28 protein-coding genes and 1 other annotated feature are annotated in these 26035 nt (G+C 39.7%); of the genes, 27 read left to right on the forward strand and 1 reads right to left on the reverse strand.

The features are described from left to right. Positions 1-17: 17 nt before the first annotated feature. From recD2 to H0185_RS05695, 25 genes are all read left to right on the forward strand, one after another. Positions 18-2486, forward strand: coding sequence for an SF1B family DNA helicase RecD2 (gene recD2, locus H0185_RS05575; RefSeq protein ID WP_221872029.1), 2469 nt, complete (start codon positions 18-20; stop codon positions 2484-2486). A gap of 25 nt (positions 2487-2511) precedes the next feature. Then, positions 2512-3033: a PRC-barrel domain-containing protein gene (locus H0185_RS05580; protein ID WP_221872031.1), complete on the forward strand. Its 522-nt coding sequence runs from the start codon at positions 2512-2514 to the stop codon at positions 3031-3033. Beyond that, complete coding sequence (locus H0185_RS05585) at positions 3005-3196, forward strand: hypothetical protein (protein ID WP_221872033.1); 192 nt, start codon at positions 3005-3007, stop codon at positions 3194-3196. Before H0185_RS05580 ends, H0185_RS05585 begins: the two co-directional genes overlap by 29 nt. A gap of 42 nt (positions 3197-3238) precedes the next feature. Next, positions 3239-3373 (forward strand): YrzQ family protein, encoded by a 135-nt coding sequence (locus tag H0185_RS05590; RefSeq protein ID WP_221872035.1) that lies wholly within the window; start codon positions 3239-3241, stop codon positions 3371-3373. 104 nt (positions 3374-3477) lie between these two features. Next, positions 3478-4554 carry an AI-2E family transporter gene (locus H0185_RS05595; RefSeq protein WP_221872037.1) on the forward strand — a complete coding sequence of 359 codons (1077 nt, stop codon included), beginning with the start codon at positions 3478-3480 and terminating at the stop codon, positions 4552-4554. Positions 4555-4612: 58 nt separating this feature from the next. Continuing rightward, positions 4613-4824, forward strand: a binding site (T-box leader). Between the two features lie 73 nt (positions 4825-4897). Then, entirely contained in the window at positions 4898-7531 is a 2634-nt protein-coding gene (gene alaS / locus H0185_RS05600) for an alanine--tRNA ligase (protein WP_221872039.1), read from the forward strand. Positions 7532-7609: 78 nt separating this feature from the next. Next, the gene (locus H0185_RS05605; protein WP_090741157.1) at positions 7610-7879 is read left to right on the forward strand and encodes an IreB family regulatory phosphoprotein; all 270 of its coding nucleotides are present in this window, start codon (positions 7610-7612) and stop codon (positions 7877-7879) included. Continuing rightward, the gene (gene ruvX / locus H0185_RS05610; RefSeq protein WP_221872040.1) at positions 7880-8299 is read left to right on the forward strand and encodes a Holliday junction resolvase RuvX; all 420 of its coding nucleotides are present in this window, start codon (positions 7880-7882) and stop codon (positions 8297-8299) included. A gap of 5 nt (positions 8300-8304) precedes the next feature. Beyond that, positions 8305-8592: a DUF1292 domain-containing protein gene (locus H0185_RS05615; protein ID WP_221872042.1), complete on the forward strand. Its 288-nt coding sequence runs from the start codon at positions 8305-8307 to the stop codon at positions 8590-8592. 176 nt (positions 8593-8768) lie between these two features. Continuing rightward, entirely contained in the window at positions 8769-9923 is a 1155-nt protein-coding gene (mltG, locus tag H0185_RS05620) for an endolytic transglycosylase MltG (RefSeq protein ID WP_221872044.1), read from the forward strand. 229 nt (positions 9924-10152) lie between these two features. Next, positions 10153-10791 (forward strand): O-methyltransferase, encoded by a 639-nt coding sequence (locus H0185_RS05625; RefSeq protein WP_221872046.1) that lies wholly within the window; start codon positions 10153-10155, stop codon positions 10789-10791. Between the two features lie 6 nt (positions 10792-10797). Continuing rightward, positions 10798-11727 carry a peptidase U32 family protein gene (locus H0185_RS05630; RefSeq protein ID WP_221872048.1) on the forward strand — a complete coding sequence of 310 codons (930 nt, stop codon included), beginning with the start codon at positions 10798-10800 and terminating at the stop codon, positions 11725-11727. A 46-nt stretch (positions 11728-11773) separates the two neighbouring features. After that, a complete protein-coding gene (locus H0185_RS05635; RefSeq protein ID WP_221872050.1) occupies positions 11774-13042 on the forward strand; it encodes a peptidase U32 family protein in 1269 nt (422 codons plus the stop codon). 3 nt (positions 13043-13045) lie between these two features. After that, positions 13046-13681 (forward strand): uridine kinase, encoded by a 636-nt coding sequence (udk, locus tag H0185_RS05640; protein WP_221872052.1) that lies wholly within the window; start codon positions 13046-13048, stop codon positions 13679-13681. 143 nt (positions 13682-13824) lie between these two features. Beyond that, entirely contained in the window at positions 13825-14301 is a 477-nt protein-coding gene (greA, locus tag H0185_RS05645; RefSeq protein ID WP_221872054.1) for a transcription elongation factor GreA, read from the forward strand. Between the two features lie 64 nt (positions 14302-14365). Beyond that, positions 14366-16123, forward strand: a complete 1758-nt coding sequence (locus tag H0185_RS05650; protein WP_221872055.1) for a peptidoglycan D,D-transpeptidase FtsI family protein — start codon at positions 14366-14368, stop codon at positions 16121-16123. Between the two features lie 132 nt (positions 16124-16255). Beyond that, positions 16256-16912 carry a YrrS family protein gene (locus H0185_RS05655; protein WP_221872057.1) on the forward strand — a complete coding sequence of 219 codons (657 nt, stop codon included), beginning with the start codon at positions 16256-16258 and terminating at the stop codon, positions 16910-16912. 52 nt (positions 16913-16964) lie between these two features. Next, positions 16965-17663, forward strand: a complete 699-nt coding sequence (gene mtnN / locus H0185_RS05660; RefSeq protein ID WP_221872059.1) for a 5'-methylthioadenosine/S-adenosylhomocysteine nucleosidase — start codon at positions 16965-16967, stop codon at positions 17661-17663. Positions 17664-18370: 707 nt separating this feature from the next. Beyond that, complete coding sequence (locus H0185_RS05665; RefSeq protein WP_246629039.1) at positions 18371-18634, forward strand: YrhC family protein; 264 nt, start codon at positions 18371-18373, stop codon at positions 18632-18634. A 383-nt stretch (positions 18635-19017) separates the two neighbouring features. Continuing rightward, a complete protein-coding gene (locus H0185_RS05670; RefSeq protein ID WP_221872061.1) occupies positions 19018-19164 on the forward strand; it encodes a YrzI family small protein in 147 nt (48 codons plus the stop codon). A gap of 116 nt (positions 19165-19280) precedes the next feature. Beyond that, positions 19281-19421 (forward strand): YrzI family small protein, encoded by a 141-nt coding sequence (locus tag H0185_RS05675; protein WP_221872063.1) that lies wholly within the window; start codon positions 19281-19283, stop codon positions 19419-19421. 115 nt (positions 19422-19536) lie between these two features. Further along, positions 19537-19677: a YrzI family small protein gene (locus tag H0185_RS05680; protein WP_221872065.1), complete on the forward strand. Its 141-nt coding sequence runs from the start codon at positions 19537-19539 to the stop codon at positions 19675-19677. Between the two features lie 551 nt (positions 19678-20228). Next, entirely contained in the window at positions 20229-20951 is a 723-nt protein-coding gene (gene sigK, locus H0185_RS05685) for an RNA polymerase sporulation sigma factor SigK (protein ID WP_221872067.1), read from the forward strand. Between the two features lie 128 nt (positions 20952-21079). Then, complete coding sequence (locus H0185_RS05690) at positions 21080-22885, forward strand: M3 family oligoendopeptidase (protein WP_221872069.1); 1806 nt, start codon at positions 21080-21082, stop codon at positions 22883-22885. Between the two features lie 98 nt (positions 22886-22983). Next, on the forward strand, positions 22984-23763 hold the full coding sequence (locus H0185_RS05695) for a phosphatidylserine decarboxylase (RefSeq protein ID WP_221872071.1): 780 nt from the start codon (positions 22984-22986) through the stop codon (positions 23761-23763). A 111-nt stretch (positions 23764-23874) separates the two neighbouring features. On the opposite strand, the gene H0185_RS05700 is transcribed toward H0185_RS05695, so the two are convergent. Beyond that, complete coding sequence (locus H0185_RS05700) at positions 23875-24015, reverse strand: sporulation histidine kinase inhibitor Sda (protein WP_221872073.1); 141 nt, start codon at positions 24013-24015, stop codon at positions 23875-23877. Between the two features lie 338 nt (positions 24016-24353). Here H0185_RS05700 and H0185_RS05705 point away from each other — a divergent pair, with 338 nt between their 5' ends. After that, positions 24354-24869, forward strand: coding sequence for a YqeG family HAD IIIA-type phosphatase (locus H0185_RS05705; protein WP_221872075.1), 516 nt, complete (start codon positions 24354-24356; stop codon positions 24867-24869). 3 nt (positions 24870-24872) lie between these two features. Beyond that, positions 24873-25979, forward strand: coding sequence for a ribosome biogenesis GTPase YqeH (yqeH, locus tag H0185_RS05710; RefSeq protein WP_221872077.1), 1107 nt, complete (start codon positions 24873-24875; stop codon positions 25977-25979). The last annotated feature ends 56 nt before the right edge of the window (positions 25980-26035 follow it).

The raw sequence follows: 26035 nt of genomic DNA on the forward strand, positions 1-26035 counted from the left end.
GGTTAGGGGGATAGCTGATGGACAATAAACAAGATTCACTTGATTTGTTTTCAGAACAAGGAAAATACATAAAAGGTCGACCAATCGTTACCATTTTTCATAATGAACAAAACCTATATACAGTAATGCGGATTCGGGTTGATGATACGAATGATGATTATGATGATAAAGAGGCCGTCATTACAGGTTATTTCCCTAAAATCCACGAACATGAAACCTATGTATTCTTCGGTGCATTTACTGATCATCCTAAATTTGGTCTTCAGTTTCAAGTAACGCATTTCCGAAAAGATCTACCACAATCAAAGCAAGGCATCATTACCTATTTATCGAGTGATCTATTTAAAGGAATTGGGAAAAAGATAGCGGAAAGCATTGTTGAAGCATTAGGGGAAAAAGCGATTTCAAGGATCATGGAAAACCCCTCAGTGCTTGATTCTGTGCCTAAGCTTAGCTCCGAAAAAGCAAAACTACTTTATGATAATCTGATGGAGCACCAAGGCTTAGAACAAGTAATGGTTGGCTTGAATCAATATGGATTTGGTCCACAGCTATCAATGAAAATTTATCAAGCCTATCGGGAACAAGCGATTGAAGTGATCCAAGGAAATCCATTCAAACTTGTTGAGGACATTGAGGGAATTGGATTTGGTCGCGCTGATGAGCTGGGTCGCCAATTAGGGATTACAGGTAGTCATCCTGACCGAATAAAAGCAGCTTGTCTGTATATTTTAGAGTCATCTAGTGTGCAAGCTGGACATGTTTATATGGAAGCAGAGGATTTACTTCAACAAGTAAAAGTCATCCTTGAGCAGAACGAGCCACAGGAAATTGACTTTAGTGAAATTTCGAATGGGCTTATTAAGCTTGGGGAAGAAGGAAAGGTGATGGTAGAAGAGAAACGCGTGTATCTGCCTTCTCTCTTCTTTTCAGAAAAAGGCTTAGTAACCAATATAGAGCGTATTCTAGATCAAAGCCAGTATGAGAACCAGTTTCCTGAGTCGGAATTTCTTCTTGCGCTCGGAGAGTTAGAGGAGCGGACTGGAGTCCAATATGGACCAACTCAAAAGGAAGCGATTCAAACAGCATTAATGTCTCCGATGATGATTTTAACCGGAGGTCCAGGCACAGGAAAAACGACGGTTATTAAAGGGATTGTAGAGCTTTATTCTGAGCTTCACGGTTGTTCCCTCGAGATCAATGATTATAAACAAGACGAGCCTTTTCCATTTTTACTTTGTGCCCCGACAGGAAGAGCAGCGAAACGAATGGCAGAATCCACAGGTCTTCCTGCTGTCACGATTCACCGCTTGCTACGCTGGAATGGATCAGATGGCTTTGATCATGACGAGGACCGCCAACTTGAAGGGAAAATCCTCATTGTCGATGAAACTTCAATGGTTGATATTTGGTTAGCTCATCAATTGTTTAAGGCATTGCCAAACAATATCCAGGTTATTCTTGTGGGAGATGAAGACCAGTTGCCTTCAGTTGGTCCTGGACAAGTCCTGAAGGATTTCCTTGATTCTAAAAGAATTCCGACAGTGCGACTAACAGATATTTACCGCCAAGCCGAAGGGTCGTCAATCATTGAGTTAGCACATCAGATAAAAAAGGGAGCATTGCCTCAAGATTTAGCGTCCCCACAGTCGGATCGCTCTTTTCTTCGTTGTGGTCCTGGTCAAATTTCTCAGGTTGTTGAAAAAGTCGTGGTAAATGCTAAGAAAAAGGGTTATTCAGCAAAAGATATTCAAGTATTGGCGCCGATGTATCGAGGACCAGCTGGGATTGACCGCTTAAATCTGCTTATGCAAGAAATTTTTAACCCGAACCCTGATGGCAGTCGAAAAGAGATTGCGTATGGAGATGTAAAATACCGAGTCGGCGATAAAGTGCTCCAGCTAGTAAATCAACCCGAAGCGAACGTTTTTAACGGCGATATGGGTGAAATTGTCGCGATTTTCTACGCAAAGGAAAATACGGAAAAACAGGATCAAATCATTGTCTCGTATGAGGGAAACGAAGTTACATATGCAAAACAGGACCTCTCACAGATTACCCATGCGTATTGTTGTTCAGTCCATAAATCACAAGGTAGTGAATTTCCAATTGTTATCTTACCAGTTGTAAAAAGCTATTACCGAATGCTTAGAAGAAACCTCCTCTATACGGCGATTACTAGAAGCCAACAGTTTTTAATTCTTTGCGGGGAAGAGGATGCTTTCAGACTTGGAATTGATCGAGCGGATGATACGAAGCGGAATACCACACTTGCTCTAAAGCTTTCGGAAACTCTGCCGGTTTTAGGTGATGATAAAAATCAACTACTTAACGAAGAAGCAGAAAAGACAGAACGATCATTAAAAGAGCACGAAGAAGATGAGGAGAAACATAAAGATCTTGTTGCAGTGCTGATGTCAGCTGACCCGATGATAGGGATGGAAAACCTTACCCCTTATGATTTCATGGAGAACAGTGGAAACTAGAAATGTTCGGAAAGGTGGGCTCGCTTTGCGGACATTTTCATTATTAAAGGGTCTTCCTGTCATAGATCTGAAAAGTGGGACAAAAATAGGGGAAGTCTCTGATTTAAGTGTAACTGGGGATGGCAACGTAAAAGGGTTGTTAGTAAAACAAGGCAGCTTATTTAAAAAGACTTTTCTACTCAGAGTTGAGGATGTCCATTCCTATGGAGGGGACGGGGTTACCATTGAGAATGGGGATGTTCTCGAACAACTTCAAACTCCCCCCGAGTTTACCTTTGAACATCACGGGCGCCTTAGTGGAAGGATGATGCTTACTCAAGACGGGAAAGAACTAGGGCTCCTGCAGGACGTATATTTTCTGGAAGAAGTGGGCACGATTGTAGGGTACGAATTAACGGATGGCTTTTTTTCGGATATTACAGATGGAAAGCGTGTGATCAAAGCCGTAGACCCCCCTGCAATAGGAAAAGATGCCATCATTGTTAACGTAGAGAATTTAGTTAACGAGGTGAGCATTGATGTTGACGTGCCCCAACTGCCAAAGTAAAGATATCGGAAAGATTGGAATCAACCAATACTACTGCTGGAGTTGCTTTATTGAATTAACCCTGTCTAAAGGCATTATTCATACCCACCAGGTGGAAGAAGACGGATCCTTGAGCTCCCTCGACGATCTATTTGACGAGGAAGAGCGCATGTTTGGTATTTGACACTAACGGCCACGCGAAATAAACGTAAGAGGTGAAGCGACGATGAATAAAATGTTAACCTCAGCATTAGTAGTAGGTGCCGGAATGGCTGCATACAATTATATGCAGAAAAACGACATGATGGATCGGCGTCAAATGAAACGACTTCAAAAGAAGATTACAAAAGCAATCTTTTAATGCTTGATCCCCTGTTTAATTACAGGGGATTTTTTAAAGCATTAAGGACGATGCATAATCTCTCCTCTACATCTAAAAAATAGATGTAGGGTGGTGATCGAAATATGGATATACCAATGAAGTGGTTTTACCGTCTAGGCTTCCTTTTGTTATTGTTCTTTGTTGTTTATATCTTTTTTAAATTACAGATGGTATGGGCTCCATTCCTGAATATATTCATGACATTGCTGATTCCTTTTGCGGTAGGCGCTTTTATCACTTATCTTCTCCATCCCGTAATTGATAACCTCCAAAGCCGAGGGGTACATAGAGGGATGGCGGTGTTTATTATTTATACATTGTTTTTTGGAGGCATAGGATTTGCGATTTACCGTGGCATCCCCACCTTTGTTAACCAATTACATGACCTTGGTGAAAATGCTCCTATTTTTGCAGCCTATTATCAGGAGTGGGTAGATGGAATTCAAGATGAAACATCTCGCTGGCCACCTGCGGTAAAAGAGCGAATCGACAATAGCATACTTGCCGTTGAAGCCTATTTAGAGGGGATTTTGTCGGTTATTCTGGACATACTAAAGGGGTTTCTTAATTCAATTGTCACCCTTGCCATTATTCCTTTCATCGCATTTTATATGTTAAAAGACTATAACTTAATGAAACGAGCAGCATGGTACATGACTCCATCCCGTTGGCGTGACCAAGGGAAACTATTTCTTCGTGATGTAGATAAATCTTTAGGGAGCTATATTCGTGGTCAATTATTAGTTTGTTGTATCATTGGAGTACTATCAACTTTGTTATTTTTCTTTGCGGGTATGCCTTATTCGCTTTTGCTAGGAATCATTGTCGGGCTTACGAATGTTATCCCTTATTTTGGCCCAATTATTGGGGCAGTACCGGCCGTTATTATTGCTGCTACAATCTCAATGAAAATGGTTATGATTTGTTTGATTATTGTGTTTTCCTTGCAATTTCTTGAAGGAAATATTCTCTCACCCATTATTGTAGGGAAAAGCCTCCACATGCATCCGTTGGTCATTATGTTTGCTCTAATTGCTGGTGGAGAAGTTGGTGGTGTGTTAGGATTGATTCTTGCCGTACCAGTGCTAGTCGTGTTAAAAACAGCAATTCTCCATGCTAAAGAGCATATCATTCGGATGAAAAGACAGCCTTTACGGTGAAAGGGATTTGACAAAAGGAAGATTGCTTTTATATAATTTTGGCTATAAGTTGAAAATGTAGAAAATGTGGAAAGATCGAGTATGTTGCAGCCCGCTGTCAAGAGAGGGATTCCCAAGGCTGAAAAGAATCCTCAGTGAAGAGCAACAGAAGGCTAATCTGGAGTGCAGCTAAACACTGCCGTTTTGCCGCGTTAAGGCAATTTGAGAGATGAATGTGTTTTTTTACGTTCATAATCAGGGTGGTACCGCGAGTTAGCTCTCGTCCCTGTCCAGGGATGGGGGCTTTTTTGTTTGCCTTCAAACCTAAAACTATATTTTTAAAATACATGAAGGAGGATATAGTATGAAACAGCTTACTGGCTCAGAAGTTCGGAAATTGTTTTTAGATTTTTTTAAAGAAAAAGGTCATGCTGTGGAGCCAAGTGCACCTCTTGTTCCCCATGATGACCCAACATTATTATGGATTAATAGTGGGGTAGCAACCTTAAAGAAATATTTCGATGGTCGTGTTATTCCAGAAAATCCACGCATCACAAATGCGCAAAAGTCGATTCGTACAAATGATATTGAGAACGTCGGAAAGACTGCACGCCATCACACGTTTTTTGAAATGCTTGGAAACTTCTCCATTGGTGATTATTTCAAGGTAGAAGCAATTGAGTGGGCATGGGAATTCTTAACAGATGAAAAATGGATTGGCTTTGAAAAAGAAAAGCTTTCCGTCACCATCCACCCAGAAGATGAAGAAGCTTATGAAATCTGGAGTAAAAAAATCGGAGTTCCAGCAGAACGAATTATTCGTCTTGAAGGGAACTTCTGGGATATCGGGGAAGGCCCAAGTGGACCGAATACAGAGATCTTTTATGATCGTGGACCGGAATATGGGAACGATCCAGAGGATGCTGAGCTTTATCCTGGTGGAGAAAACGATCGTTATTTAGAGGTTTGGAATTTGGTGTTCTCGGAATTTAACCATAATCCTGACGGTACATATACGCCGCTACCAAAGAAGAACATTGATACCGGTATGGGTCTTGAACGAATGGCTTCAGTTATTCAAGAGGTTCCAACAAACTTTGATACAGATCTCTTTATGCCAATCATAAAGGCTACAGAGGAAATCTCCGGTGAAAAATATCGCGTAACAAATGATAAAGATACAGCATTTAAAGTGATTGCTGACCATATCCGTACAGTTGCTTTTGCTGTCGGAGATGGTGCCTTACCTTCCAACGAGGGGCGTGGATATGTCCTTCGTCGATTACTACGACGTGCAGTACGTTATGCAAAGAAATTAAATATCAATCGCCCATTTATGTTTGAGCTTGTTCCAGTTGTTGGAGAGATCATGCAGGATTTTTACCCACAAGTAAAAGAAAAAGAGGCGTTTATTGCAAAAGTCATTAAGAATGAAGAAGACCGTTTCCATGAAACGCTTCACGAAGGACTGGCAATTTTGTCGGAGTTAATTAAGAACGAAAAGGCAAAAGGCAGTGATACCGTCCAAGGTGCAGACATCTTCCGCTTATACGACACTTATGGATTCCCAGTAGAACTCACAGAAGAGTATGCAGCAGATGAAGGAATGAAGGTCGATCATCAAGGATTTGAGCAAGAAATGGAGCTTCAGCGTGAGCGTGCCCGTTCTGCTCGTCAAGATGTTGGTTCTATGCAGGTTCAAGGTGGGATTCTTGGCGATATTACTACAGCAAGTAAATTTGTCGGCTATGATTCGCTTGAAACGCAATCAAAGGTTGTTTCAATCATCAAAGACGGTCAGTTAACTGAACAGGTAACAGCTGGGGAAGAATTTTATTTTATTCTTGACGAAACACCTTTCTATGCTGAAAGTGGTGGACAAATTGCAGATAAAGGGACAATTGAAGCTGACGGTTTGAAGGTCGCTGTGAAAGATGTTCAAAAAGCGCCGAATGGGCAGAATCTCCATCATGCTGTGGTTGAGACTGGTACACTAAAACAAGACGCTAGTGTTACGGCTAAGGTCGATGGTAGCAACCGCTCTCAAATCATTAAAAATCATACAGCGACGCATCTTTTGCATCAAGCATTAAAGGATGTTCTTGGAACACATGTCAATCAGGCTGGATCACTAGTAGAGCCAGATCGTCTACGCTTTGACTTCTCTCACTTTGGTCAGATTACGGAAGAAGAACTAGAAAAGATTGAAGCGATTGTTAATGAGAAAATCTGGCAAAGCATTGCTGTCAATACAGAGTTCAAACCAATTGCTGAGGCAAAAGCGATGGGTGCTATGGCTCTCTTTGGAGAAAAATACGGAGAAATTGTCCGAGTTGTTCAAGTAGGAGACTATAGTTTAGAACTTTGTGGTGGATGCCATGTACCAAATACTTCTGTAATTGGTTTGTTTAAAATCGCTTCAGAAAGCGGGATTGGCGCTGGAACTAGGAGGATTGAGGCAGTTACAGGAGAAGCAGCTTATAAAGCTTTAAATGACCAACTTGCGATCCTCAAGAGTGCAGCTTCTAAGTTGAAGACATCACCAAAGGACGTACCATCCCGAATCGATACGATTTTAGCTGAAGCGAAACACTTACAACGTGAAAATGAATCGTTGGCAGCGAAATTGGGTAATATTGAAGCAGGTAGTCTTGCATCGAAGGTTAAGGAAATTAATGGAGTCCCTGTGATTGCTGCAAGAGTCCAAGCGGCAGATATGAATAGCCTAAGAAATATGGCAGATGATTTGAAGCAAAAGCTAGGCTCAGCTGTAATCTTGCTGGGGAGTGCTGACAATGGCAAGGTCAATTTAATAGCAGGTGTCACGAAAGACTTAATCGAAAAAGGATTCCATGCTGGTAAATTGGTGAAAGAAGCTGCTAGTGTTTGTGGCGGTGGCGGCGGTGGTCGTCCTGATATGGCCCAAGCAGGTGGGAAAGATCCAGCAAAACTCGACAATGCTCTACAAATTGTTGAAGAATGGGTTAAATCAATTTGATATAAAGGTCAAGTAGTGTAGAATGGTAGGTAACAAGCTATTATTTTTACCTTTAACGAAAAAAGTGAGGTGCATTCGATGAGTTCTTTCGATAAAACGATGAAATTTAATTTCCCTGAAGAGCCGTTTGAGCATGATGTAAATGACGTGCTTTTCGAGGTGTACGAAGCACTTCAGGAAAAAGGGTACAACCCGATTAACCAAATCGTTGGCTATCTCTTATCTGGTGATCCTGCTTATATTCCTCGCCATCGTGATGCCCGGAATATCATCAGAAAGCTAGAACGTGATGAAATCATTGAAGAGCTAGTAAAGTCTTATTTAAAACGTTCTCGAGAGGGACAATAGATGCGCATAATGGGATTGGATGTCGGAACCAAAACAGTCGGTATTGCCTTGAGTGATGAACTTGGTTGGACGGCACAAGGTCTTGAAACGCTTAAAATCAATGAAGATGAAAATGAGTTTGGTTTTGAACGATTAGGCAAACTGATTAAAGAGTATAATGTAGACAAAGTGGTTGTGGGGCTTCCTAAAAATATGAATGGAACAATTGGACCGCGTGGAGAGGCATGTCAGAGATATGCAACAGAAATTGAGAATCTATTCGGTGTTCCTACCATCCTTTGGGACGAGCGTCTGACAACAATGGCTGCAGAAAGAGTTTTACTTGAAGCAGATGTTAGTAGGAAAAAACGGAAGAAAGTAATCGACAAGATGGCTGCAGTGATGATCTTGCAGGGATATCTTAATAGTTCAATGAGGTGAAAAAAATGGATCATGGTGAAAACAACATTACAGTAGTAGACGAAAACGGAAATGAACAGCTTTGTGAAGTGCTGTTTACCTTTGACTCAGAAGAATTTGGAAAGTCATATGTTTTATACTACCCAATTGGAGCAGAAGAAGATGATGAAGAAGAAATTGAAATTCATGCTTCTTCCTTCACACCGACTGAAGATGGGCAAGATGGAGAGTTAATGCCAATCGAATCTGACGAAGAGTGGGATATGATTGAAGAAATGCTTGAAACCTTCCTTGCTGAGCAAGACGAAGAATAGAATTATAGCCAATAAAAGAAAAAACCAGGATGAAGAATCCTGGTTTTTTCTTGTCGTTTTAAAAGAATTTTGCCGAAAAATGAGTTTTCTTGCAGTTTTTTGCGACTTGAAAGGTGAAATATAGTATAATAATCCGAGATATTACAATCGCTAAGAAGTCACCCAGGGGGGAAACGATGACTAAGGAGAAAAAGAACAACCAAAGTCTGGACAAGAACGAAAGAAAAAAGATGATAAATGAAAAATTAGCGGAACAACATAGTGAGGCTAAGGTCGTACGTAGGATTGTCTTTATTTTAACGATTGTTTTATTCCTATTGTTTGCCGGTCTAGCTGGTGGAGGCTATTTTTATATTAAAAATGCTTTATTGCCTGTTGATGAAACAAGCAAAGAGGAAGTCACTGTTGAGATTCCAATTGGCTCTACTGCATCAGGGATTGGTCAAATTCTTGAAGACAATGGAATTATCCGTGATGCGCGTGTCTTTAAATATTATGTGAAGGTTAAAAATGAAGCTGGCTTTATGGCTGGTGAATATAAGTTGAAACCATCAATGACCTTAGCTGAGGTAATCGATGCCATTAAAACTGGAAGTGTGATGCAAGAAGTTGCCTTTCAAATTACCATCCCAGAAGGAAAACAACTAACACAAATTGCACAAATTATTGCTGAAAAGACGAATCGGGAACAAAAAGAGGTTCTAAAGCAACTAAATGATCAAGAGTTCTTAAAAACCTTGATGGAAAAATATCCAGATGTTTTAACCGAAAAGATATTGGATGAACAAGTGAAGTACCCACTTGAGGGCTATTTATTCCCTGCAACTTATCCTTTTTATGAAGAGGATCCTTCGCTAGAAGAAATTGTCACAGCAATGCTTGATAAAACACGTTCGGTGATTTTGGAGTATATTCCACTTGCCGAGGAAAAAGGACTTAATGTCCATGAATTATTGACTTTATCTTCGTTGATTGAAGAAGAGGCAACCGAGAGTGTTGATCGAGCGAAAATTTCGAGTGTTTTTTATAACCGAATGGAAACGGGAATGAAACTGCAAACGGACCCTACCGTCCTTTATGCACATGGAGAACATAAGGATAGAGTGTATTATAAAGATTTAGAAATTGACTCCCCGTATAATACGTACCAAGTCTATGGGTTACCACCAGGACCAATTGCAAATGCAGGGACAATGTCGATAGAAGCAGCTATAAATCCGGCTGATATCGATTCGTTGTATTTCCTTGCGACGCCAACGGGAACTGTTCTTTTCTCAGATACACTGGAGGAGCATAACCGCAAAAAAGAGGAACACATTACAAACCAATAATTTACAGTGCGGAGGAATGCAAGAGATTAGCATTTCTCCGTCTTTTATGTTAAAATAGTTCAAGTGTTTTTCATAGATGTAGTGATAGCGTATTTTACAGTGTGCGGAGGATTTAACTAGACGGCAATAGGTTTGCCATTGTTTATTTCTTCAAGCTGTTAACGCTATTTTTTCATGTTTAGACAAAAAATGAAGGTAGAGTGCTCTATGAATAGAGGTGATTTGCAGCGTGATGAATGAACAGCTGCAGGAATATATTGATAACCTAATTCCCACTCGTTTGGGTATTTTGGCTGAAATGGAAGAGTATGCAAAAGATCATCAAGTGCCGATTATGGAGGCTGCTGGAATTGAAGCAATGCTGCAAATTTTAAGAATACAGAAAGCAGAATCAATCTTAGAGGTTGGAACTGCAATCGGTTATTCTGCGTTGCGGATGGCTTATGCGCTCCCAAATGCAAAAATTGTCACAATTGAACGAGATGAAGAACGTCTGACTAAAGCTAAGGCTTATATAGAAAAGGCAGGGAAAGGTTCGCAGATTTCCATTATTTTCGGTGATGCCCTTGAAACGGAGTTGCAAGCCAGCCAATACGGACCGTATGATGCCATCTTTATTGATGCGGCAAAAGGTCAATACAAACGCTTTTTTGAAATGTACTCGGCATATCTGAAGCCTGGCGGAATTGTGGTCACGGATAATGTCCTTTTTAAAGGACTTGTCGCAACACAGGAAACGCCAACTAAACGAATCCGAAATCTTGTAAAAAAAATTGATGACTATAATAAATGGCTCATGAGCAATTCGGATTATGACACAGTCATTCTCCCTGTGGGCGATGGTGTAGCAATTAGTGTGAAGAGGTGAAATAGGGTGAAGAAACCAGAATTATTAGTAACACCGACAAAGGTTGAAGACATTCTTCCTTTGGTAGAAGCTGGTGCAGATGCTTTTCTAATTGGAGAACAAAAATTTGGTCTCCGTTTAGCCGGTGAATTTAATCCTGATGATGTGAAAAAAGCCATTGAATTGGCGCATTCAAAAGGGAAAAAGGTTTATGTCGCGATGAATGCAATTTTTCACAATGAAAAAATCGAAATGCTGAATGATTATATTGCGTTTTTAAAAGAAGCAAACGCAGATGCCATTGTCTTTGGAGACCCAGCTGTCCTTATGGCAGCACGCGAAACAGCTCCAGACATGAAGCTTCATTGGAATACCGAGACAACGGCTACGAACTGGTATACCTGCAATTACTGGGGAAGAAAAGGTGCCAAGCGTGCTGTACTTGCGCGTGAACTCAGCATGGACGCAATTGTGGAAATCAAAGAGAATGCAGAAGTTGAAATTGAAGTGCAGGTTCACGGAATGACTTGTATGTTCCAGTCAAAACGCTCACTCCTTGGGAACTATTTTGAATACCAAGGCAAAGCGATGGAAATTGAAAACCGTAGAGAACAAAGAAATATGTTCCTACATGATGAAGAGCGTAGTAATAAATATCCGATCTTTGAAGATGAAAATGGCACACATATTATGAGTCCAAACGATATCTGTATCATTGATGAGCTTCAAGAAATGGTCGAGGCCGGTGTCGATTCTTTTAAAATAGATGGTATTTTGAAAGACATTGATTATTTAATTGCTGTTACAGCACTTTACCGAAAAGCCATTGATCTTGCAGTTGAAGATCCAGATCAGTATGACGATGTGAAGGACGATATGCTTGCTGAAGCGGAAGAGCTTCAACCAGAGAACCGACCATTAGATACAGGGTTCTTCTTTAAGGAAACAGTCTATTAAAATAAATACCGCCATGCCTTGAAGTATGGTAAAAGGAGGAAATACGATGACAGCAGTGAAAGAAAGTATTTCACAAATTGTGAACGGGAAGCGTGTCATTGTTAAAAAACCGGAACTATTAGCTCCAGCCGGTAATCTAGAAAAACTAAAAATTGCAGTTCGTTATGGTGCTGATGCTGTATTTATTGGTGGCCAGGAATATGGACTTCGTTCAAATGCGGATAACTTTACGTTTGAAGAAATGAAAGAAGGCGTCGAGTTTGCAAAACAATATGGTGCAAAGATTTATGTTACAACCAATATCTTTGCTCATAACGAAAACATTGATGGCTTAGATGACTACCTATTAGGCTTAAAAGAAGCAGGCGTTCACGGAATTATTGTTGCTGACCCGCTTATCATCGAAACTTGTCGTCGAGTAGCCCCTGAGATTGAAGTACATTTAAGTACACAGCAATCCCTTTCAAACTGGAAAGCGGTCCAGTTCTGGAAGGAAGAAGGACTTGAAAGAGTTGTTCTTGCTCGAGAAACGAGCGCCGAGGAAATTCAGGAAATGAAAGAAAAAGTTGATATTGAAATCGAAACCTTTGTTCACGGTGCTATGTGTATTGCTTATTCAGGACGTTGTACGTTAAGTAACCACATGACAGCGCGTGATTCGAACCGTGGAGGGTGCTGTCAGTCTTGCCGTTGGGATTATGACCTATACCAGCTAGAAGGTGCATCAGAAACACCATTAACAGGCGAACAAGATGCTCCATTTGCGATGAGCCCGAAAGACTTAAAGTTAATTGAATCCATCCCACGCATGATTGAGATTGGGATTGATAGCCTTAAGGTTGAAGGCCGGATGAAATCAATTCACTATATTGCAACAGTCGTAAGCGTATATCGCAAGGTAATTGACGCTTACTGTGCAGATCCTGATAATTTTAAAATTAAACAGGAATGGCTAGAAGAATTAGATAAGTGTGCGAACCGTGAAACTGCGACAGCCTTTTTCGAAGGGGTACCTGGGTATAAAGAGCAAATGTTTGGAAACCATAGCAAAAAGACAACCTTTGATTTTGTCGGAATGGTTCTTGACTATGATGCTGAAACGAACATCGTCACTTTGCAGCAACGAAATTATTTCAAACCTGGAGATGAAGTGGAGTTTTTCGGGCCTGAGATTGAAAACTTTACTTATGTGATTGAAAAAATTTGGGACGAAGATGGCAATGAGCTTGATGCAGCACGTCACCCACTTCAGATTGTCAAGTTTAAGATGGACAAGCCTGTCTACCCTTACAACATGATGCGAAAGGAGAACTAAATAATGACACGCAAGCCTGTTGTAATTGGGGTTGCCGGAGGTTCAGGCTCTGGAAAAACTAGTGTAACAAAGTCAATTTATGATACGTTCAAAGGGCATTCGATCTTGATGCTTGAACAAGATTATTATTACAAAGATCAGAGTCATCTTCCCCTAGAAGAACGATTGAAAACAAATTATGACCATCCACTAGCATTTGATAATGATTTATTAATTGAACATCTAAATACACTGCTTCAATATGAACCAGTGGAAAAGCCTGTTTATGATTATACAGTGCACACCCGCTCAACAAAGACCATTCACGTGGATCCTAAAGATGTCATTATTCTAGAGGGCATTCTTATCCTTGAGGATGAGCGTCTTCGGGACCTAATGGATATCAAGTTGTTTGTCGATACGGATGCAGACCTACGGATTGTTCGTCGATTGCTCCGTGATATTAAAGAGCGTGGGCGGTCAATGGATTCTGTTATTGAGCAATATGTCAATGTTGTTCGGCCGATGCATAACCAATTCATAGAGCCGACAAAGCGTTATGCGGACATCATTATCCCCGAAGGTGGGCATAACTACGTTGCGATTGATTTAATGGTAACAAAAATCCAAACAATTCTTGAACAAAAGTCATTTTTGTGACACAATAGCAGGTAAAAGATTATATAATGTAAAGTGCGCGCCCTTATCATAAGGACGCGCTACTGTATATTTACAAAAGACCCTACATACTATAGTAAAAATTAACTGGGGAATTTGCGAAAGATTAGAAGGAGTGAAGGATTATGGCAGCAGAGAAAGTTTTTCCGATGACATTAGCCGGAAAGCAAAAATTAGAACAAGAATTAGAACATTTGAAAACGGTTAAACGTAAAGAAGTGGTTGAAAGAATAAAGATTGCTCGTAGTTTCGGCGACCTTTCCGAAAACTCAGAGTATGATTCCGCAAAAGAAGAGCAAGCCTTTGTTGAAGGCCGAATCACTACGATTGAGAATATGATTCGTAACGCCAAAATCATTAAAGAAGACGAGACAAGCATTGATGAAGTAAATCTTGGAAGCACTGTTACTTTTATCGAACTTCCTGATGGGGAAGAAGAATCATATTCCATTGTTGGTAGTGCAGAAGCGGATCCTTTCGAAGGTAAAATCTCAAATGATTCTCCGATTGCCAAAAGCCTTCTTGGGAAAAAGGTTGGAGACGAAGTAACTGTCCAAACTCCAGGTGGAGAAATGGTTGTAAAGATTACTTCCATTAAGTAATAATACAATAGAAATGGTTTGAAAAAGCTTAACCTCGTCAACACTTTTGACGAGGTGTTTTTTTATGCGAAGGCGAAGGTTAAAGGCATGGTTAGTCATATGTATCCTGGGAATTATTGTCCTTGTGACGAGATTGGCGCAAATTCAGCTTGTTTCCACAGAGTCATTTTCAAAGCATGGCATTAACTTACTCGAAGGAAGTGTAAGCCAGAGGACTCAGGAAATGGTAATTGACAATGGGAGAGGGAATTTTCTTGATCGGTCAGGAAAGCCTTTAATCTATGAAAGTATTCCAGTATTAATACTGTTCCCTTTCTTAAACCATCTAGAGTGGCCAGTAGAAGAGGTTGCTTCTGTTATAGGAGTTTCAGAACGAAAAATTCTTGAAAGCTTAGATGAAGCTGACGGACCAATAGCATTCGGAAATCCTGAGCCTTATCTTCTATCAAAACATGAAATGGCGGCTATTAACAAACTGAAAATCCCCGGTGTATTTGCGGTAGAACGAAAATATCCTCTATCAGATACTCAAGCCGAACAGTTAATTGGAATTACAGGTGAAAATCCTAAACTTCTAGAGGAGAGGTATGGGGATAAGGAATTTTCTCCGCGGACCCTAGTAGGACTTTCGGGACTTGAGAAAAGCTTTGATGAATTTTTAGTAGGGGAAGGAAAAACAAAGCTTGTCTATCATGTAGATGGAATCGGCTCGCCTTTGTTTGGGATTAACGTGAAATATTCAGAACCAGCCAACCCCTTTTATCCGATTAACATAAAAACAACAATCGATAAAGATCTTCAGGAGTTGGCAGAAAATCTTGTTGATAAGCACCAAGTAAAGAATGGTGGCTTGGTTTTACTTGATATTGAATCCAACAACATCCTTGCAATGGTATCAAGGCCGCATCTTAATCGGAAGAATCCATTTGGTGATTTAGGTGTGGAGAACCAAATGCTTAAGCAACATATCCCGGGTTCTGTTTTCAAAACCGTTGTTGCCGCAGCCGCAATTGACTATGGACTAGCTCTTCCGTCGAGAACATTTAACTGTAGTGAAAATATTTATGGAGATGAGGACCCGAACTTTCAACATGGGGAATTGGATTTTACCCAAAGCTTTGCAAGGAGCTGTAATCGGACATTTGCAGATTTAGCTAAGGAGTTAAAAGCTAAGGACGCTGAAATGATGGATGAATATGCTGAAAAACTATCTTTAATCGGAAGTGTAGGCTGGAAAGGTTCGGTTTTCCACACAGAGGATTTTCGGCAGTTGCCAGATGAGAATCTCGGACGGGTTTTTAAGAGTGAGGAAGCTAGGTATGATAATAATTATGTAGCTCTATCTGCCATCGGACAACATGAAGTAAGAGTGACGCCCCTTGCGATAGCCAATATGATGGCTACGATTGCCCGTGGTGGGGATAAACAGATGGTCAGAGTAGTAGAGTCTGTGGAATATCACAATGGATCAAAAGTGTTTGGCTTTGACCAAAGTAAATTGCCGGGAGATACCATTTCTCCGTTTACAGCCCAAAAACTGCAAAAATTGCTTCGTGAAGTGGTCGTCGATGAAGAAGGAACTGGGCGATGGTTTAAGGAATTACCTTACTCCGTGGCAGGAAAATCTGGAACAGCAGAAACGGGAATTTTGAAGGATGGAAAGCAAAACCATAATAAATGGTTCGCAGGTTATTTTCCATATGAAAATCCTAAATATGCACTCGTCACTGTTAATCTAGGTGTACACTCAGATCAAGGGGGCATTAACCCTTTATTTGCAGAAATGGTGAAGGAAATTTATAACTTCGATCAAGAGAACTAATCATTGGACCTAAAGGAAGATGATAAAAATCCTTCATGTTTCTTAAAAGACATGATAGAATGTTGTCAGTCTTTAATTTAAAGAACCCATCATGTGGAGGCTTACTGTCAGTGAATGAGGGAGTGAAGGAGAATGGGTAATTTTGAGGAAAACGATGAGGCTTCTAGGGCAAGAAAGCTTGCTAAAAGAAGAAAGACAAACCTTATCTTAAACAGTTTGATTACAATCGTCTTATTATTAATTGTTTTTGTAACAGTAAAGATTTTTTTTGGTGATGGCCAGAGTGAGGCTGAAAAATCAGATTCAGTTGTAGTAGATAAACAATTGGCTAATGAAAAAGCCGATGGTGACTCTGGCAACGAGGATGAAGAAGAAGAAGTAGAAGAAGAAAAGCAAGATGCTTCAGATTTGGAAGAAGAGTCGGAGTCTGCCGATGAAGAGCTTGAAGAAGAAAGTGAGCCTACGATTACTGAAGGTGGAAGCAGCCCAGATGTAAAACAAACGATTGTTAATCCTGATTGGAAGCCGGTAGGGACAACCCAAACTGGTGAACATCAGGCTGTATATGATGAGTCGTCTGTTGATTGGCAAGAAATGTTAAAGGCCATTTCTTATGCAACTGGAATTGATGGTGGAAATATGACAGTCTGGTTCCTCGGAAACAATGGTGGTCCGCAAAGCGCGCAAGGTACCGTTTCTGATAAAGCTGGAGGTCCAAAGTATAGGGTAGCGATTGATTGGGTGGACGGCGAAGGATGGAAACCCGTTAAAGTAGAAGAGTTAAAATAATCGTTGTTCCGTAGCTTCCGTAGTGGAACAGCAAGACAGAAAGGATACGACAATGAAAATCGCAATAATTGGTGCAATGGATGAGGAAGTAACCTTATTACGAGAGAAAATTGACAATAAAGTCCAAGAAACAATTGCTGGCTTTGAATTTACATCGGGTACACTGGATGGGAATGAAGTTGTTTTGCTTCGTTCTGGGATTGGGAAGGTGAATGCGGCCATGTCGACTACCATTCTCCTAGAACGTTTTAAACCAAACTATGTGATCAATACGGGGTCCGCTGGTGGTCTTAATCCTGATCTAAACGTCGGGGATGTGGTCATTTCTACAGATGTTCGTCATCACGATGTTGATGTAACAGCCTTTGGGTATGAATATGGCCAAGTCCCTCAATTGCCTGCTGCATTTGAGGCAGAAGCAAGTCTTGTGGCAGTAGCAGAAACTTGTGCAAAGGAAATAGAAGGCATTCAAGTGGTAAAAGGGCTGATTACAACTGGCGATTCTTTTATCAGCAAGCCTGAGCAAAGTGAGTTCATTCTATCAAAATTCTCAAATCTACAGGCCGTAGAGATGGAAGCAGCGGCGATAGCTCAAGTTGCCTACCAATTTGGTACTCCTTTTGTAATCATTCGTTCTCTATCTGATATTGCAGGGAAAGAATCAAACGTTTCATTTGACCAGTTTCTTGAAACAGCTGCTGTCAACTCAGCCACACTCGTAATGAAAATAGCAGCGGCATTAAATAATTAATTTATCTTCAGTTCAGGCGTGAATTCCTTTGGGGTTCACGCCTGTTTTTTTGTTTGGAGAGAAATGGGGTTTGGGAGTACGTATCAATTTTTCACCAATGTGGCTGATCGAGGAGGAATGATGTTCATGAGAGCACTGCTCAAGGACAAAAACGGGTGAGGGATGAAGCGAAATGTCTATGAGAGCAGGGCTCAAGGACAAAAACGGGTGAGGGATGAAGCGAAATGTCTATTAGAGCAGGGCTCAAGGACAAAAACGGGTGAGGGAATGAAGGGAAATGTCTATGAGAGCACCTCTCAAGGACAAAGCGGCTGAGAAATGAAAGGAAATGTCTATGAGAGCACCTCTCAAGGACAAAACGGGTGAGAAATGAAGGGAAATGTCTATGAGAGCACCTCTCAAGGACAAAACGGCTGAGAAATGAAAGGAAATGTCCATGAGAGCTCCGCTCCAGGACAAAACCGGATAGAAACAATATGAGCCACATCTAACCTAAATCGGACACGTTAGAATATCCATGAGATTTTGCCCCACCTATAAGGACAAATCAATTGAGAGCAATACCATGAAATCATGGAGATAATCTAAGGTAGCTGTTAAGAGTATTATTTTTCTCCACTATTTACATGTCCAACAATATAAAAATCTATGTTAAATTATTATAGTAAAACAATAATTATAGATTGCTAGCATTAGGAGTGAAGAAATTGAGTATTAAGCAATTGTTTGAAAGAATGAGCGATTACCGAAACTTTGGAATAGTTTTACTTGCTGTAGGATCCCTCTTCTTTCTTGGTAGTATTATTCCTTCTGATGGACAAGTAATGGTTGATAAATATATATCTGTAGCAGCATCTTCTGCATTTTTACTAATCTCAATCGGTTTTTTCGCTTTATCAAAAAGATATCGTAACAAACTAATTGAAACGGAAGAAGGCCTGGAATACTTAATGAATCAAAAACGTCCCTAATGGACGTTTTTTTTATTTCAGAAAAATAATGAAAAAACAATTTCGAAAATTAGGCAAAAAACAGGTTTACAAACATGGTGACAGTGGATATAATTACCATTGTAAGAAAAACAAACTTAAAGGAGGTCGGATGAAATGATGAATACAATCACATGGGTAGATGTAAAGAGTGTTGCTGTATCGGTGATGACAATTGAAAATGAAATATCCACGCATTCGACCAGATCGGAATGGATCGCTTAAGTTTATTTTTTTGTGACTAAGTATATCCGTGCCGCAGGGAGAATCGTGCCCTGCGGCATTTTTGTGCCTATTTTTAGCCGCAGGGGGACTATCCCTGTGGCTTTTTACATTTTATGGATATAAAAGAGGAGGTGAAAGAAATGACCTTAAATATTCTATTTTTTACAATTACCCTAAAAAGACGTGAACAATCACTTGAAGATGAAATGCACAATCAAGTTGTAGAAAACCTATTTGAAGAGAGTAGGAGTCATGTACGCTCTTATACAATGAAAAATCCCCTTTAATATGATGGATATAAAAAATAAAAAGAGAGGCGGTGGCAAAAATGATTTTTTTAGATAAAGGTTTGCAGGTAATGGAGGAGGACAATGGTAGTCCGTGTTGATAGGAGGTGAACTGAATGACCTTAAATCTTTTATTTTTCACAATAACACTGAAAAAGCGTGAATTGACAATAGAAGAAGAAATGCATAATCAAGTCGTAGAAAACCTATATGAAGAGAACAGAAGAAAAATCAATTCTTATATGAATCAACTGTAATTTGAATTTTTACCATACTTAAGAAAGGCGGGATGATGATGATAATCTCAGTTAAGAAATTTAAGAAGGCAATAGGAGGCCGTTGACCAGCGTTAAGGACAGGAGGTGAAATGGAATGACTTTAAATATCCTGTTTTTCACCATTACGATTAAAAAACGAAAAATTACATTAGATGAAGCAATTCATGATCAAATGGTTGAAAAGTTATATGAAGATAATAAAGATCGAGTGACAAAATATATTAGACCATATTAATTTTCCTTAGAATAAAAACAGAAAGGTGGAATGGACAATGATTTATTTAATGCAAAGACGTCAAGCTGTGTTCTGGGTGGAGAAGGATACCACCTAACGAGAGTAGAGAGGATTAGGAGGGAATCTCATGTCACTGCACGTACTACTTTTAACACTTGTTTTCAGAAAGAAATGTTAAAATTTGTTCACAACCACTCCCTTTTTGCACACTGGAAATGCGATAAACTGAAAGCAAATAAAGTGGAGCTAAAAAGGGGTGGGGAATATGTTTTCAATGGTAATGGGACTGATTATTTGCGGTGCTATTGGGTGCATCATTGCTGCAGAAGTCAGCGTTGAATAGGGAAAGCACATAATAAAAAATTTTAGTTTTAAATATGTCTAACGAGCACTAGCCACTTGGTTAGTGCTTTTTTCCTTTTTAGTTACTGCTTACATTGTATTGGGAATAATTTCATCTTAAAAGATTTTATTTGGACATACACGAACCTGACACTTTCTTCATAGGAATCTATTATAGGCAAAAGCCTAATTATGCGGGGGGTGGAAAAGTGTCGGGAATATTAGCAGCACTTGGATATTTAGTAAAGGAAATTGTTTTCCTTGTTTCTTACGTTAAAAATAATGCATTTCCCCAACCGTTATCTTCATCAGACGAACGAAAGTACTTAAGGTTAATGGCCGAAGGAGATGCACATGCTCGCAACATGCTAATTGAACACAATTTAAGGCTTGTTGCGCATATAGTTAAAAAGTTCGAAAACACGGGGGAAGATTCTGAGGACCTAATATCAATCGGAACAATTGGTTTGATCAAAGCGATTGAAAGCTACTCAGAAGGGAAAGGAACAAAATTGGCTACCTATGCTGCTAGATGTATTGAAAATGAGATTCTCATGCATCTAAGGGCTTTGAAAAAGACGAAAAAAGATGTTTCCCTACATGATCCCATCGGACAGGATAAAGAGGGAAATGAAATTTCTCTCATTGACGTATTGAAGTCTGAGTCCGAAGATGTTTTTGATACAATTCAACTCAATATGGAGCTTGAAAAAGTCAAACAATATATTGATGTGTTGGATGAGCGGGAGAGAGAAGTCATTGTTGGTCGGTTTGGTTTGGACTTAAAAAAGGAAAAAACTCAGCGCGAAATTGCAAAAGAGCTAGGGATATCAAGAAGCTATGTATCGCGAATTGAAAAACGGGCGCTAATGAAGATGTTTCATGAGTTTTACCGAGCTGAAAAGGAAAAAAGAAAAAACTCTAAATCATGATGTGGAAGGGAATTGGATTGAAAAAGCTGATCCTTGAGGGAGGGTCAGCTTTCTCAATGGATTGGATACCTAGTCGTAACGAAAAATTAGTTCTATAATGGTAGGAAATGAAAGGGGGAAATAGGAACATGGTCCATACATATTCAGACAATTGGAACCTTGAGGTTTTTTTTCAAGGAGGGAGTCACTCTGAAGGGTTTAAACATTACCTTGATGAGACGGTGAAGAATATTGGTGATTATCGAAACGCTGTGAATTCTTGGAATCCAGAGGGTTCACTAGATGGGACAACCGCACTAATAAACTTAATTAGTGGGTTTGAGCGAGCAGCAAAACAATTACGCCAGGCAGGAGCATTTGTAAGCTGTTTACAAGCACAAAATACCTTGGATAAAAAGGCCACAGAGCTTAAAGCAAAGATTACAGAACTAAGTGCTAGCTTTCAAACGGTTTTGTTGGAATTTGATAATAAACTAACGAAAATTAGCGAAACAGAATGGTCCAAGTTTATGGAAGATCCACTCTTAAAAGAGCTGCAATTTGTTCTTGAGGAAAGAAGAGAAAGAGCTGCAGAGAAATGCTCAGCAGAAGAGGAAGCATTGATTACTGCTCTTAGCACAGATGGATACCATGGCTGGAGTCAAATGTATGACTTATTAGTAAGCTCAGTGAAAATCCACATCAATGAAAATGGTGAAGTAAAGCAGCTTTCCGTTGGGCAGGCAGCGAACCGATTTTCCAATGGAAATCGAGAGGTAAGGAAAGAGACGTTCTTTGAATGGGAAAAAGCCTGGGGTGCGAAAGCAGACTTTTTTGCTAAGACCTTAAACCACTTAGCAGGCTTCCGCTTGAATACATATAAACAACGTGGTTGGGAAGACGTGTTAAAGGAACCGTTAGACATAAACCGCATGAAAAAAGAAACACTTGATAGCATGTGGTCAGCGATCTCAGATCAAAAGCAACCCTTCGTTCAATTTTTAGAGCGAAAAGCTAGCTTGTTAGGTCTAGAAAAATTAAGTTGGTATGATCTTGATGCTCCCCTTGGAAAGTCGTCAACGAAAATGACCTATCAAGAAGGCGCAGACTTTATCATTGACCATTTTGAAAAATTCGGTCCAGAAATGGCTAAGTTTGCTCGAAAAGCTTTTGAAGATAATTGGATTGAAGCGGAGGACCGTGAAGGAAAAGCGCCGGGTGGCTTTCATACATTTTTTCCGGAAAGCAGTCAATCACGGATCTTTATGACCTATTCAGGGACGCCTTCAAATGTATCGACACTTGCACATGAACTAGGACACGGCTTCCATACTTATGCAATGAAAGATTTACATTTACTTAATCGGAATTACGCTATGAATGTAGCAGAAACTGCTTCAACTTTTGCGGAAATGCTTGTCTCAGATGCGGCAGTGAAAAAAGCTAAAACGAAAGAAGAAAAGATTGCTCTTCTAGAGGATAAAATTCAGCGCTCTGTTGCATTATTGATGAATATTCATGCGCGGTTCCTCTTTGAAACACGTTTTTATGAAGAGAGAAGAAGTGGGGTTATCAGTGTTGAAAGGCTAAATCAATTGATGGAGGAGGCGCAGGTTGAGGCATACGGTGGAGCGTTAGAAGACTATCATCCACTATTTTGGGCCTCCAAACTGCACTTTTTTATCACAGGTGTACCATTCTACAACTTCCCTTATACATTTGGTTTCTTGTTTTCATTGGGCATTTACGCTCAAGCACTAGAAGCGGGCGATGGTTATGAGGAAAAGTATATCGAGCTTCTTAAGGATACTGCTTCAATGACTGTTGAAGAGTTGGCCCTTAAGCATATAAATGTCAATTTAACGGAAAAGGAGTTCTGGGAGAAGGCTGTTAAGTTATGTGTAGACGATGTTGAGGAATTCCTCAAACTAACGAACGATAAAATCACTCAATGATTGTCTGGCTATCTAGATAAATGATATAATGGCATTCATGAAATTAAGGTGAATTTTGTGCAACTAGTCCATGTACGACTACCTCGGAGGTTATTGCTTTGATTCAAAGCTTATATCGTTTATTCATCGAATTAACAAATCGAAGATGGTCATCGACGATGATTCAAAAATTTGCTCGTTCCCGAGTGAGTAAAAGGTTTGTTCCTTCGTTTGCAAAAGTCTATAGCATCAATCAAGAAGAAATGGAAAAGGACTTGCAAGAATATGCAAGCTTGCATGATTTCTTTATTCGTAAGCTTAAACCTGGTGTAAGACCGATTACTGAGCAAGCCGATGTTGTTGTTAGCCCAGTTGATGCGGTAATTGAAGACATAGGTTTGATTGAACCAAGTCACGAGATTAATGTGAAAGGGAAGATGTACTCGATAGCAGAAATGCTTGGTTCTCGGGAAGCAGCGGAACAATATCAGCAAGGGAAGTATATGGTTCTCTACTTAAGTCCTAGTCACTATCATCGGATTCACAGCCCGATAGCTGGTAAAGTGCTGAAGCAATGGACGCTTGGTTCCAGGTCCTACCCTGTTAATCGACTTGGTCTTAAATACGGGAAAGACACACTTGCAAAGAACTATCGAACAATTACTGAAATTGGATACGAGAATCGCAGGTTAGCAGTAGTAAAGGTAGGGGCGATGTTTGTCAATTGTATTGAACCCGTACACAAAGGAGACGAGCTGCAAAAAGGGCAGGAAATCGCCTATTTTTCCTTTGGTTCAACGGTTGTGCTTCTGTTTGAAAAGGACGCTTTAAACCTACCTGTAAAGATAAACCTTCCGAAACCAATCAAGGTGGGAGAAAAGCTTGGGACCTTGAATTAATAGGAAGTGAACAATTGGCACAGAGAGGCTCTGTGCCAATTTGTTCTGAATCTATTAAAACTCCCTTTTAAAAGGGTTTCACTAAAACAAAAAACGTCCAATAAGACGTTTTTAAGAAGAAACTCGAATTTTATGAGCTAATGACCGACGCTTAATTTCTGTTTCAATTAACAAGATAAACTCTTTGCTGAGTTTGAGTTCTCTAGCCTTGTAATAAGATTCGATCAACAATTCATCCGAAAGCTTTCGCATTAACGTCATTCACCCCCGAAAATGAATGTATAATAAAGGTCTAATGTACATATACTAGTAAGTTATTTATCATTTGTACCCTTACTCTATCAGATTTAAACTCGTAGAACAACCGTTCGAATTATCCACAATTACCAGTGGATAACTTGTGATTAAGTTGTTTATAAGATTAAGAATTATATGAATTTCAAGCGGTAAAATGTGAGTAAAGTTATCCACACCCTTGGAAAAGGTTGAAAAATGTCGAAAAGTTTCTCCTTATATTTGATATATTTTTGAATCAAGGGAAAAATTTAGATATGATATAATCGCAATTATTTATAATGAGGTGTAATACAGTGCTAAAGCATTTTTTGCCAGATCAGCATGTGAAAAGTATATTTGAAATCACGCCGGAAAGCTTAAAAGAAAAAGGGGTAAAAGGGATTATCACTGATTTGGACAATACTCTTGTGGAGTGGGACCGTCCATCGGCTACCCCTAAGCTCATTGAATGGTTTGAAAATATGAAGAAACATAATATACTTGTCACCATCGTTTCAAACAATAATGAAGAACGGGTTAAGTTTTTTGCGGACCCGCTTGTTACTCCTTATATCTATCGTGCTAAAAAGCCGATGACTATTGCCTTTAATAAAGCTGTAGCCGATATGGGATTAAAGAAAGAGGAAACTGTCGTGATTGGAGATCAATTGATGACAGATGTGTTTGGTGGTAATAGGGGTGGGTTTCATACAATCCTTGTTGTTCCAGTGGCACAAACAGACGGGTTAGCCACTAAGTTTAACCGTGCTATTGAAAGAAGGCTTTTAAATATATTCAGAAAACAAGGGAAACTGAATTGGGAGGATTAAGTATTGAGTGACCAGCAAATCGTATGTACAGGCTGCGGCGTAAAGATTCAAACAGAAGAACCAGAACAATTAGGTTATGCACCATCGTCCTCGTTGGAAAAAGAGGTTGTTGTTTGTCAACGCTGTTTCAGGCTCAAGCATTATAATGAAGTACAAGATGTTAGTTTAACAGATGATGATTTCTTAAAGATTCTAAATGGGATTGGTCAGAAAGACGCTTTAATTGTAAAAATAGTTGATATCTTTGATTTCAATGGAAGTTGGCTTCCGGGCATTCAAAGGTTTGCCGGTAAAAACCCTGTTGTTTTGATTGGAAATAAAGCGGACATTGTTCCAAAATCAGTAAATCAGAACAAGCTAATTGAATGGATGAAAAAAGAGTCGAAGGAATTGGGTTTGGTCCCTAAGGATGTTTTTCTAGTTAGTGCAGCAAAAGGGAAGAACATTAGCGAAGCTGCAGCGGCAATTGATGAATATCGAAATGGCAAGGATGTTTATGTGGTCGGATGTACGAATGTTGGCAAATCAACCTTCATCAACCGAATTATCAAAGAAGTAACAGGTGAAGAAGATGTGATTACAACTTCCCATTTCCCTGGGACGACACTTGATACGATCCAAATTCCATTAGATGATGGGAAATCGTTAATTGACACACCGGGAATTATTAATCATCATCAGATGGCACATTTTGTTGATAAACGGGACTTAAAATTCATTACTCCGAAAAAAGAGATTAAACCAAAAGTTTACCAATTAAATGAAGAGCAAACACTATTCTTCGGCGGCTTGGCTCGCTTTGACTATCTTAGTGGGGGGAGAAGGTCATTTACCTGCTATCTGTCAAATGAATTGAATATTCACCGTACCAAGTTAGAAAAGGCTGATGAACTATATAAAAACCATGTAGGTGAATTGTTAACTCCTCCGCGGGAGGAACAAGTAAATGAATTTCCTGAACTCGTAAGGTATGAGTTCTCGATTAAAGAACCTAAAACAGATATTGTTTTTTCAGGTCTTGGCTGGATGACGGTGAATGAAGCAGGCGCAAAGATAGCTGCTCATGTGCCAAAAGGTGTTCAGGTCATGTTACGTAAATCATTAATCTAAGATTTGAGTTAATATATATGGATGATTTTCTTATTGTTGTCTGAAGTGGTAACCTA

The sequence above is a fragment of the Mesobacillus maritimus genome, assembly GCF_019749255.1.
Taxonomy (GTDB): Bacteria; Bacillota; Bacilli; order Bacillales; family Cytobacillaceae; genus Mesobacillus_B; species Mesobacillus_B maritimus_A.

Coding starts and splice junctions, on each gene's coding strand:
- recD2 (WP_221872029.1), top strand. CDS start 18: ATGGACAATAAACAAGATTCACTTGATTTGTTTTCAGAACAAGGAAAA.
- H0185_RS05690 (WP_221872069.1), top strand. CDS start 21,080: ATGGTCCATACATATTCAGACAATTGGAACCTTGAGGTTTTTTTTCAA.
- udk (WP_221872052.1), top strand. CDS start 13,046: ATGACACGCAAGCCTGTTGTAATTGGGGTTGCCGGAGGTTCAGGCTCT.
- H0185_RS05655 (WP_221872057.1), top strand. CDS start 16,256: ATGGGTAATTTTGAGGAAAACGATGAGGCTTCTAGGGCAAGAAAGCTT.
- H0185_RS05675 (WP_221872063.1), top strand. CDS start 19,281: ATGACCTTAAATCTTTTATTTTTCACAATAACACTGAAAAAGCGTGAA.
- H0185_RS05635 (WP_221872050.1), top strand. CDS start 11,774: ATGACAGCAGTGAAAGAAAGTATTTCACAAATTGTGAACGGGAAGCGT.
- H0185_RS05590 (WP_221872035.1), top strand. CDS start 3,239: ATGAATAAAATGTTAACCTCAGCATTAGTAGTAGGTGCCGGAATGGCT.
- H0185_RS05615 (WP_221872042.1), top strand. CDS start 8,305: ATGGATCATGGTGAAAACAACATTACAGTAGTAGACGAAAACGGAAAT.
- mltG (WP_221872044.1), top strand. CDS start 8,769: ATGACTAAGGAGAAAAAGAACAACCAAAGTCTGGACAAGAACGAAAGA.
- greA (WP_221872054.1), top strand. CDS start 13,825: ATGGCAGCAGAGAAAGTTTTTCCGATGACATTAGCCGGAAAGCAAAAA.
- ruvX (WP_221872040.1), top strand. CDS start 7,880: ATGCGCATAATGGGATTGGATGTCGGAACCAAAACAGTCGGTATTGCC.
- H0185_RS05595 (WP_221872037.1), top strand. CDS start 3,478: ATGGATATACCAATGAAGTGGTTTTACCGTCTAGGCTTCCTTTTGTTA.
- H0185_RS05650 (WP_221872055.1), top strand. CDS start 14,366: ATGCGAAGGCGAAGGTTAAAGGCATGGTTAGTCATATGTATCCTGGGA.
- H0185_RS05670 (WP_221872061.1), top strand. CDS start 19,018: ATGACCTTAAATATTCTATTTTTTACAATTACCCTAAAAAGACGTGAA.
- H0185_RS05700 (WP_221872073.1), bottom strand. CDS start 24,015: ATGCGAAAGCTTTCGGATGAATTGTTGATCGAATCTTATTACAAGGCT.
- H0185_RS05680 (WP_221872065.1), top strand. CDS start 19,537: ATGACTTTAAATATCCTGTTTTTCACCATTACGATTAAAAAACGAAAA.
- H0185_RS05585 (WP_221872033.1), top strand. CDS start 3,005: ATGTTGACGTGCCCCAACTGCCAAAGTAAAGATATCGGAAAGATTGGA.
- alaS (WP_221872039.1), top strand. CDS start 4,898: ATGAAACAGCTTACTGGCTCAGAAGTTCGGAAATTGTTTTTAGATTTT.
- mtnN (WP_221872059.1), top strand. CDS start 16,965: ATGAAAATCGCAATAATTGGTGCAATGGATGAGGAAGTAACCTTATTA.
- H0185_RS05605 (WP_090741157.1), top strand. CDS start 7,610: ATGAGTTCTTTCGATAAAACGATGAAATTTAATTTCCCTGAAGAGCCG.